Source organism: Paenibacillus sp. 01L418, assembly GCF_056400045.1.
The window spans coordinates 1-6,963 of sequence record NZ_JBFTSN010000345.1 but is presented as its reverse complement, the minus strand read 5'-3'; the positions used below and the strand labels follow the sequence as shown (position 1 = coordinate 6,963).

The 6,963-nt window shown below is 46.2% G+C and carries 5 protein-coding genes and 1 pseudogene; all 6 read right to left on the bottom strand.

What is annotated here, in order from left to right; genetic code table 11:
* Nucleotides 1–604: carbohydrate ABC transporter permease (locus AC1DSE_RS27095; protein WP_477528484.1), on the bottom strand; the 604-nt coding region annotated here is incomplete at its 3' end.
* Between the two features lie 23 nt (nt 605–627).
* Nucleotides 628–1,494 carry a carbohydrate ABC transporter permease gene (locus AC1DSE_RS27090; RefSeq protein ID WP_076269028.1) on the bottom strand — a complete coding sequence of 289 codons (867 nt, stop codon included), beginning with the start codon at nt 1,492–1,494 and terminating at the stop codon, nt 628–630.
* Nucleotides 1,491–3,761, bottom strand: coding sequence for a DUF5696 domain-containing protein (locus AC1DSE_RS27085; protein ID WP_477510651.1), 2,271 nt, complete (start codon nt 3,759–3,761; stop codon nt 1,491–1,493). The genes AC1DSE_RS27090 and AC1DSE_RS27085 overlap by 4 nt, the downstream gene beginning before the upstream one ends.
* Nucleotides 3,758–5,911 carry an SMP-30/gluconolactonase/LRE family protein gene (locus AC1DSE_RS27080; RefSeq protein ID WP_477510652.1) on the bottom strand — a complete coding sequence of 718 codons (2,154 nt, stop codon included), beginning with the start codon at nt 5,909–5,911 and terminating at the stop codon, nt 3,758–3,760. The genes AC1DSE_RS27085 and AC1DSE_RS27080 overlap by 4 nt, the downstream gene beginning before the upstream one ends.
* A 12-nt stretch (nt 5,912–5,923) precedes the next feature.
* Nucleotides 5,924–6,727 (bottom strand): carbohydrate ABC transporter permease, encoded by an 804-nt coding sequence (locus AC1DSE_RS27075; protein WP_477510653.1) that lies wholly within the window; start codon nt 6,725–6,727, stop codon nt 5,924–5,926.
* A gap of 48 nt (nt 6,728–6,775) precedes the next feature.
* Nucleotides 6,776–6,963: pseudogene (locus tag AC1DSE_RS27070) on the bottom strand (sugar ABC transporter permease); the annotation flags it as partial.

The window sequence follows — 6,963 nt, the reverse complement described above, 5'->3', positions numbered from 1 at the left end:
GTGTGGAATAGAAGGATCGATAGATGATAACGAACATTGCTCCTTTCAATCCATGGCCAAATAGAGCGGGGACAACCATCGGCAAAAACGTGTTCAGCCAGCCGAACTCTTTAAAGAGCATGATCGATGGCAAAATCGTAATTTGCGGCGGCATAATAAACGTAAACAACAGCAGAGCTCCCCATACTTTTTTGAAGGGGAACTCCAGCCTTGCGAACGCATAACCGGCAATTGCACAGGAGAATACCTGCAGCACCGCTACGGAAGAAGCCAGCGAGACGCTGATGAGGAAACTCTTCGTGTAATTCAGCATTTCACTCGCCTGCTGCAGATGCCCCAAAAATATGGACCGCGGCACCCAAATAACGGTTGGGTCAAGAATGTTTCTCGCATCCTTAACCATCGTCGTCACCATGTATAGAATCGGCTTCATATAGATGAAGGCGACATTAATCAGAATAATATAAACAAACAGCTTGAAGAGAATGCCCTTATCAATTTCTGCTCCAAGCAGCCGATACCTGAGACCAATCAAGCTTCTTCGCAGCTTTTCATCGCTATATAGATTAGCCGCAATCTCATTTCCTTTTTTCACAATTTTCATGAACGCTCACCTCTCTTTCCCACTTATCGTTTTCCTGAAAGCGACTTATCCACTCGGCTGTATAGCAATAAGGTCAAGAGTACGAAGGTTAGGATGATTAAGAAATAGATCCATGCCAAAGCGCTGGAGCTGCCATAATTGCTCGTATTCACTCGGCTGACAATCGGATTGGATGGGAAGGTGAATAAATCGACTACCGTGTACATTAAGTTCAAGAAGATATAAGGGACAAGACCGGGCAGCGTTATTTTCCAAAATGTATTCCAAGGTCCCGAGCCGTCAATACGGGAAGCCTCGTACACAGATGCTGGCAGCGTCTGGCGTCCAGCAAGGAAAATAAGGATTTGCACGCCTGAATACCAAAGGACGAGAACAAATGAGCTCATGACCTTTTGAATCGGAGCCGCCCATGATCCCGGAACATATTCACGCAAATAATAGTCGATACGCAGCGTCTCCATAATGCTGAGAGAGCCTTCCCCCTGCGCAATAAACTCCTGCACAATCTGGCCAGAGGAGAAAATAACAGGCAAAAAGAAGATGACCCGAAACAGCGTTCTGCCTGGAAAACGCAAATTAAGCAAAATGGCGACAAACAGGGAAAAGACAAGAATGATCGGAATCATCATGGCAGACTCCCTTAGAAACGGGAACAGCTCCTCATAGAGCAAGCTTCCGTTCGCGATCAAAATTTCCCGGTAATGGCTGAGTCCAATAAACGTATAGTTGACGCTGCTCACCGTAATTTTCACCTGATGAAAGCTCATGTACAGCGAATAGCCGAGCGGGAACGCCACAAAAACGAGGAAGCCAAACACCCAAGGCGCGATAAACAGGGAGCCTTCGAGCTTCCTAACTGTCGTATTTTCCAGCTTGCGACTCCATCTCATGGCTTCGTTCCTCCTTTTATGACGACAAAGTCTTTTGCTGGAACGATAATGCCATTCTTGCTGTAATCGGTCTGATTATAATTGACGATAATGCGATAATCGCTGCCATACTCTGTTTCCTTCACATTTGGAGCGAGCGTACGATGTCCCGTAATAAACTGCTCCTGCACAGCTGCAAGCGCCTCATTGGTTTTGGCATATTCAGCACTTAAATGATCGATCCAATCCTTATAGTTCAAGCTGTAATACCAGTAGGAATAGGAATTTTTCAAATCAGCTGCCTTGTCGCCGCTAAGCACATAAGCAGGGTATGCCCCATATTCAATGCTGCGGAGCAGCTCATCATCAAACTCATCGCGCAAATTAGACCATTCCAGCGAATATGTGCGCAAGCCATGGAGAACGATTTGGGCAAAAGGAATCGCTTCACTGATGAAGACATCATACGAATAATCAGCGGTTAGGCGATGGATATGGTCGATTTGAGCTAGCGCATAGAAATTCACATTATTCGCCACAAGCGACCCGAGTGCTTCCTTGCTCTTGTTCAAAATGCTGCGCTGTACATCGACAACCTCTGCCCTGCTCGCCAAGTATCGGCTGTTGAAATCCGTATTGACCTGCTTGCCAATGCCATCCTCGAAATAGATGCCGTCTGCTCCCAAGCTCTTATAGCTGTTCAAATCGGCCGAGACCACCTTCTCATAAAACCTCGGGCTTACAAACTTCGCTGCATCCTGGTCCTCATTTCCCCTTTCCTCCAGCACCGTTCCTGCCAAATTGCGCAAGCCGTCGCGCCTCCACCAGAACCGATCATCGCCATTCGTATTGAGCGTATAATTCGCCGTCAAATAAACAGGAATATCCAAGGTATGAGCGAAGGAGATAAAGCTTTTCATCCCTTTGTTTCCACCTAAGCGCTTATCTACAGGAAAGTAGCCGCCATGCGTGCTGTAACCGTCCTGCTGCCACCCTGAGAATTGAATTTGCAGATGCTGAATGCCGCTGTCATAAATCGAACGAACAAGCTCGGTCGCCTCTTCTGTCGTAGTCGCTTTTAAATATGAATCTGCAAAAAGCCCCTTCTCGATGTCTGCGCCTACAATATCTACAAACAGCGGAATGTCTTTTTTGTTTGTTTCCAGCGGTTTTACACCCTGCTCTTGAATCAAATAATTGCGATAAACCTCCGCCATGCCAGCATAATCGCTTTTATTAGGGAGCAGTGGATAATAACGCGTTGCGCGAGCTTTCGTTATAAACTTATCGCCGCTGTATGTATAGAAGCCTTCACCCGTGCTCTTGCTTACACTTTGGAAAAACTTTTTCCGATACTGCCATTCGGTCGTCACCCAGTTCGAGCGGCCCACCGCGCCTGACGGCGCTGCATAAACATTCGCGAACGACTCCCCTTCGGAGATGATCGCAACAAACGCCTGATCCCCTGTCTTTAAGCCGAATACAGGCATCGTAATCCCCTGTCTGCCTGTATTTTCGTTGTAATAGGATAGATCCTGCCCATAAACACTCTCATTGTAGGTCAACTGCTGCATCAAGCGATCTGCCTCAAAATGGATCAACGAGCCGGAGCCGTCCGGCAGCAAAAGGTAACCCTCTTGGCCAGCAGACGGCTGAGCCCCAAACAAAGGGTAAAGCTTAATATTCAATAAGCTTAAAGCGCCTTCGACGATTCCCTCATCCAAAATTCTCGTCTCTACATAGTCCTTGTGCAGACGCACCTCAATCGGAATTTTCAACTGCACCTTCGGCAGCGCGAAGGTGACCGAAAATCCATTTTCCGCAGCCTGGAAGTTTTCCAAGTAACCTTGGTTCTCGATTAATCCGGCAGTTACAGAAGAGGATTTGTAGTTTTTAGCATTTACGTATTCAATGATGACGGGAGAAGTTAAATTATTTTTCCACGTATTCGGTACCGTTTCTTCCTCCCAATACTTCGGCTCTGGATAGGAACGCCATATCTTCCCTGTTGCTTTATTGATTACTTGGAAGTGAGCTGATTCCTTATCTACAAGCAACAGTAATTGGTCTGATTCTGCGATTTGCTCAAAATTTGCTTCAACTGGCAATCCCGCTTTATAGGGAACAGTGCCTTTCGTTTCAAATGGATTTGCAGCAACTACGGCCACGTCGGCGGGTTTACCCCATAACCCGACCGCCACAAGAGCAAACCATCCTATACCGGTCAGCAAAACAGCTAAGAGCAGCAGCTTCATAACGAGCTTTATGTTTATTTTGCGTACAGTCATCGGATGATCACCTCCTGATATAAGGAATTAATAAAGTTGACCAATTCTATGCTTAGGCTAATCAAGATGAAAATAAGAATGACGATTATCGCAAGCGCAAGCAACGATAAGAGGATAATAAAAATAGCTTCGATGAAGGTATAGTTGTGTATGCCTTGCACCATCCATATGAACAGGAATACTACCCATAAAACGATAAACAGCTTCAAAAACTTAAAGATCGCCAGCTCGTTTAAGGTCAGTACATTCGAGAGTAGAGTTACAGGTATACCGATGAGAATAATCGGAAATAAGGCATAGCAGCTGCCATAAAATACGTCTCGGAACCGTCCCTCACCTCTAAGAAGCGAGCTGATTAAATAGTTGGAGACGACAAAGCCGAGCCAAATTCCGATAAATTGAATCGTAATGGGAAACAAATCAATACCGACATGCACAGCAGGGTTAAAGACAAAGCTTGTGCCCGCCTGCATATATCCGTACGATGCTAATGCAAATACAAGTATCAGTATGCTGCTTAACCATCCTGCTTTGTTTTCGTACCGAATAGCATAGAAGCCGTCTACAGGATGTTTTATTAAATAGAACATATGCTGCAGCTGTTCAAGTATCGGATGCCTAGCACTGCGTTTAGCTGATGGTTTGCCTTTTAAGCGAAGCTTTTTGGATAAAACATTCCAGAGAAGATACACGATGCCAAGCACGAGCGCCACATTCATGAGGACGCCAAAGTGCTTCTGGAACCACGTCAACCGATTTTGCCAAAAGGATTCTGAATAGCCGCCTACTACGCCTGCCTGATAAAACAGCTGCTCCGATCTTGCGTACTCCTCTTTTTTGTAAGCGGCCTTCGCCAAACCGATCAGTGCCGGTGTATATTGTGCATTTAAACGATGAACCTCGCTCCAGAGCGGCTCGCTTTGCTCGTATCTGCCTTCCTGCGTTAATTGATTCGCTTCGTGGACGAGATGGCCGAACTCAGACAGCCGCAGCACTTGAATGAAATTATTGACGCTGTCCAGCACGAGCAGCTCACCCTTGGAATTGCTCGCAATAGCTGCTGGCGCTTTGACGATTCCTGTCTTGGACGTAGCGGTAATGACATCCCCGCCCCAGAAAAACAACAGATTGCCATTCGAATCATATTGACTAATCATATTGCCTACAGAGTCGATCACAGTAAAGTTGCCGGCAGCATCCACCGTAATATCATTGAGCTGGGGACTTACACTTTGCTTCGTTCTGTGAAATACCTCTCCGTAAGAACGCACCGGCTGCAGGGCAGCAAATTCACCTTTGCCTACCAGCTGGTCGAGACCCGCGATGTTGAGCTTCTTCACCTGATCCGCGCTAATTTCCTTCGTCACCGTATAAATAAATCCGTTTTTGTCTATCGTTGAGTTGGCGATAGCTCCAGGCAGCTTCTTCAGCTCCCTTTGATACATTTCCCGCGTATATACAAATCGCTTAAATGCATCAAACAAAGAGAAGCTTACGCTATTCGGCCCAAAAAAACTAATGAAATTGCCCTCTGGATCAAGCTGTACCAAGCCTTGAAAAGCGCCAAGCGTCGTTACATAAATAAAGCCGCGCTTATCTACAATGAGGTTAACCGGATCATACTTGAAAGCCGGCGGCAAATAGCTGGACTCCGGACGGCCAAATGCTTTTAGCAGCTTGCCTTCTTGATCGAGCCTTACAACCCGGTTGTTGCCCGTATCTGCAACGTAAATCTCTCCAGCTTCATCGACATAAATGCCGCTTGGCTTCTTGAGGGGGCTTTCTGTTACTTTGATTTCACGAATATATTGGCCTTGCTCATCCAAGTGTACGATTCGATTATTGCCCGTGTCTGCGATGTAAATATGATCCTTATCATCCACAAATAGATCCTTGGGCTGATTAAGCTGCAGCTTTGTTTTCCCTTCGGCTCCCGCAGCTTGGTTTGCTTCCGTAATCTCAACATCCGTGCCAATAATGCCAGCAGGAATGTAAGCCGCTTGCGTCTTCACCAGCTGTCCGAATCCATCCTTATAGTAGGTTTCGTACGGTAACTGCGAGGCTGTGGCCGGTGAGATGGGCCAAGCTATGTAAATCGCCGTAATCAGGATTATAATGATCGGACGAATCCGCAGCCTCCTGTTCTTCAAACGATTTCCCCCTTATTTAATACCGGAATGCGCCATTGTCGAAATGACCTTGCTTTGCAAAATAACAAAGAAAATTAAATTCGGAACGAGCATAATAAGCGCTGCTACAGCAGCGGCGCCTTGACGTGCCACATTGTTCGCCAAGTTATTGGTCAATGTCGATAGGAAAAACGGAAAGTTTTTCATTTCATCGTCCTGCATGAACAGCATCGATGTCTCCACGTTGCCCCAAGAGTTCTGAAAGGAGAGTATCGCAACGGTTGCGATGGCCGGCATACACATCGGAATGACGATACGAGCAAATACGATAAATTCGTTTGCCCCGTCTATTCGTGCAGCCTCCAGCAGTGAATCAGGAATCTGATCCACGAATTGCTTGAGCAGGAACACGCCCACCGGCAAAGCAAGTACGGGCAGCAAATGCCCCCAATACGTATTCATAATGCCAAGGTGGCTGACGACCAAATACCTCGGAATTTGAATAACCTCCGGCGTAAACATCAGCATTAGAATAATCGTAGCAAAGATGAATGCGCGGCCCGGAAAAGGATGTTTTGACAACGGATAAGCGCAAAGCGCACTCACAGTCGTCACGCCAACAACACTCGCAGCCGAAATGAACAAACTATTGAACAAATAGCGCGATACCGGAACGATTGAATTGGACGTTACCCAAAAGAGCTCAACAAAGTTCTGAATGTTCGGCTCCTTCACAAAGAAGGTCGGCGGATAGACGAACAATTCATGATAAGGCTTGAAGGCATGATTAAAAATATAAATGATCGGCAGGATCATGATGACGGATATGATAAGCATGAACAGATTAAAGCTTATTTTTATACCAAGGCTTGATTGTTTCAGCTGTTACTCCTCCTTCGTACCGAACAATCCCCAGCTGAGCTTGTTCGCGAAATACATAAATATAAGAAGAAACACCGAAACCGTCGCCGCATAACCCATTTCAAAACGGATGAGACCATAATCGTTAATATGGTTCACGATCAAATGCCCGGCATATTCGGGCGTCGGGTTTTGACCGGATAGCTCAACAC